The sequence below is a fragment of the Leeuwenhoekiella parthenopeia genome (assembly GCF_020782115.1).
GTDB classification, from domain to species: domain Bacteria; phylum Bacteroidota; class Bacteroidia; order Flavobacteriales; family Flavobacteriaceae; genus Leeuwenhoekiella; species Leeuwenhoekiella parthenopeia.
The window spans coordinates 2,501-5,739 of sequence record NZ_JAJGMW010000045.1 but is presented as its reverse complement, the minus strand read 5'-3'; the positions used below and the strand labels follow the sequence as shown (position 1 = coordinate 5,739).

The following is a 3,239-nucleotide window of genomic DNA, read 5'->3' as shown; positions in this document are numbered from 1 at the left end:
TTCTTGTTTGGCAAAGAAAAAAGGTTGTATATTTGCAGCCGCTTTCGCAGAGAGCAACGCACGATGAAATAGAGTGATTTGGTGATTTAGAAATAGGGTTCGATTCCCTTACACTTAGCAAGAAAATTTCTTCTTGAGATATTAGGAGAAAAGTTATTTGACATATTGAATTGACAACGCGTCCCGATTTTATATCGGGATTGAATTAAAATTAGAACGACCATTTTGAGCTTTCTTAGAGATAAGAAGGTGATTAAATTTCCTTATATCGTGGGATATTATATAAGACACTACGATGAAGAGTTTGATCCTGGCTCAGGATGAACGCTAGCGGCAGGCCTAACACATGCAAGTCGAACGGTAACAGGGAAAAGCTTGCTTTTCTGCTGACGAGTGGCGCACGGGTGCGTAACGCGTATGCAATCTGCCTTGTACTGGAGTATAGCCCAGGGAAACTTGGATTAATCCTCCATAGTCTATATTGATGGCATCATTTATATAGTAAAGGTTACGGTACAAGATGAGCATGCGTCCTATTAGCTAGTAGGTGTGGTAACGGCACACCTAGGCAACGATAGGTAGGGGTCCTGAGAGGGAGATCCCCCACACTGGTACTGAGACACGGACCAGACTCCTACGGGAGGCAGCAGTGAGGAATATTGGACAATGGGCGAAAGCCTGATCCAGCCATGCCGCGTGCAGGAAGACTGCCCTATGGGTTGTAAACTGCTTTTATACGGGAAGAATAAGTGTTATGTATAGCACGATGACGGTACCGTAAGAATAAGCACCGGCTAACTCCGTGCCAGCAGCCGCGGTAATACGGAGGGTGCAAGCGTTATCCGGAATCATTGGGTTTAAAGGGTCCGTAGGTGGACTAATAAGTCAGTGGTGAAAGTCTGCAGCTTAACTGTAGAATTGCCATTGATACTGTTAGTCTTGAATTGTTGTGAAGTAACTAGAATATGTAGTGTAGCGGTGAAATGCATAGATATTACATAGAATACCGATTGCGAAGGCAGGTTACTAACAATATATTGACACTGATGGACGAAAGCGTGGGGAGCGAACAGGATTAGATACCCTGGTAGTCCACGCCGTAAACGATGGTTACTAGCTGTCCGGCTCAATTGAGAGCTGGGTGGCCAAGCGAAAGTGATAAGTAACCCACCTGGGGAGTACGTTCGCAAGAATGAAACTCAAAGGAATTGACGGGGGCCCGCACAAGCGGTGGAGCATGTGGTTTAATTCGATGATACGCGAGGAACCTTACCAGGGCTTAAATGTAGTCTGACAGGGGTGGAAACACCTTTTTCTTCGGACAGATTACAAGGTGCTGCATGGTTGTCGTCAGCTCGTGCCGTGAGGTGTCAGGTTAAGTCCTATAACGAGCGCAACCCCTGTGGTTAGTTGCCAGCGAGTCAAGTCGGGAACTCTAGCCAGACTGCCAGTGCAAACTGTGAGGAAGGTGGGGATGACGTCAAATCATCACGGCCCTTACGTCCTGGGCCACACACGTGCTACAATGGTAGGTACAGAGAGCAGCCACCTCGCAAGGGGGAGCGAATCTATAAAACCTATCACAGTTCGGATCGGGGTCTGCAACTCGACCCCGTGAAGCTGGAATCGCTAGTAATCGCATATCAGCCATGATGCGGTGAATACGTTCCCGGGCCTTGTACACACCGCCCGTCAAGCCATGGAAGCTGGGGGTACCTGAAGTCCGTCACCGCAAGGAGCGGCCTAGGGTAAGACCGGTAACTGGGGCTAAGTCGTAACAAGGTAGCCGTACCGGAAGGTGCGGCTGGAACACCTCCTTTCTAGAGCTTTGCTGCTTAGCAGACAAAGACACGACTATAAGGAAAGGACTCGTTTTAGTTTTAGTTGTCAATTCAAGATATTTTTCAGTTGATGGTCCCGATACAAATCGGGATCATTCAATTGATCAATAGGACAGTCTCATAGCTCAGCTGGTTAGAGCGCTACACTGATAATGTAGAGGTCGGCAGTTCGAGTCTGCCTGAGACTACTGAGTACCGAAGGTACGAAGTATATCCGCGCAGGCGGATATCTTTAAGATTAAAGTCACAGACTTTGGTTTTAGAGGAAGTTCATAAACAGATATTGAAGGAAATTTTAGAAGTTGGGTAACCCAGTTTGCAGTAAGCAGCAACAGTTAGCAGTAATCATAGACTGTGTACTGAATACTGAAACTGCCGGCTATAAGAAATGGGGGATTAGCTCAGCTGGCTAGAGCGCCTGCCTTGCACGCAGGAGGTCATCGGTTCGACTCCGATATTCTCCACAAAAGCCCCCCGACCCCCGAATGGGGGAGGGTTTAAAGCTTAGTTCCCCCTTTGGGGGCTAGGGGGCAGAACGTTCATTGACATATTGGGAAATAATAAGAATACGAGAGAAACAAATTTTTAGTTAGCTAGTGATAGTTAATTATATATTATAGATAGAACTCATTAGAATACAATAATAAAAGGCTTAGTAGCAATACTATAGTCCTTATAAGAGCAAGAAGTACAATAAGCTAAATAAGGGCGTATGGGGAATGCCTAGGCTCTCAGAGGCGAAGAAGGACGTGATAAGCTGCGAAAAGCTGCGGGGATTGGCACATACAAATTGATCCGCAGATATCCGAATGGGGCAACCCACTATACTGAAGGTATAGTATCCGCAAGGAGGCAAACCCGGGGAACTGAAACATCTAAGTACCCGGAGGAAGAGAAAACAAAAGTGATTCCGATAGTAGCGGCGAGCGAACTCGGATTAGCCCAAACCGGTTCTGTTACGGCAGGACCGGGGTTGTAGGACCACAACATTTTATGCGCGATGAATTAGAACACGTTGGAAAGCGTGGCCATAGACGGTGATAGCCCGGTATAGGTAAAGAGCGTAATAGATAGTGGTATCCTGAGTAGTGCGGGGCACGTGAAACCCTGTATGAATCTGGCGGGACCATCCGCTAAGGCTAAATACTCCTGAGAGACCGATAGTGAACCAGTACCGTGAGGGAAAGGTGAAAAGAACCCTGAACAAGGGAGTGAAATAGACCCTGAAACCATACGCTTACAAGCGGTCGGAGCCCCTTTGGGGGTGACGGCGTGCCTTTTGCATAATGAGCCTACGAGTTACTTTATCTAGCAAGGTTAAGATGTTCAGCATCGGATCCGTAGCGAAAGCGAGTCTGAATAGGGCGTTTAGTTAGGTTGAGTAGACGCGAAACCGTG

At 47.2% G+C, this 3,239-nt stretch carries 2 tRNA genes and 2 rRNA genes (1 of these 4 cut by a window edge); all 4 read left to right on the top strand.

Annotated features, from left to right (window positions below):
- Window positions 1-292: 292 nt before the first annotated feature.
- Window positions 293-1,820, top strand: a 16S ribosomal RNA gene (locus LLW17_RS18715).
- Window positions 1,821-1,955: 135 nt separating this feature from the next.
- Window positions 1,956-2,029: transfer RNA gene (locus LLW17_RS18710), tRNA-Ile, on the top strand.
- A gap of 202 nt (window positions 2,030-2,231) precedes the next feature.
- A tRNA-Ala gene (locus tag LLW17_RS18705) sits at window positions 2,232-2,305 on the top strand.
- 228 nt (window positions 2,306-2,533) lie between these two features.
- Window positions 2,534-3,239, top strand: a 23S ribosomal RNA gene (locus LLW17_RS18700) (it continues 2,113 nt past the right edge of the window).
- Together the 16S and 23S rRNA genes with 2 tRNA genes alongside form the textbook arrangement of a ribosomal RNA operon.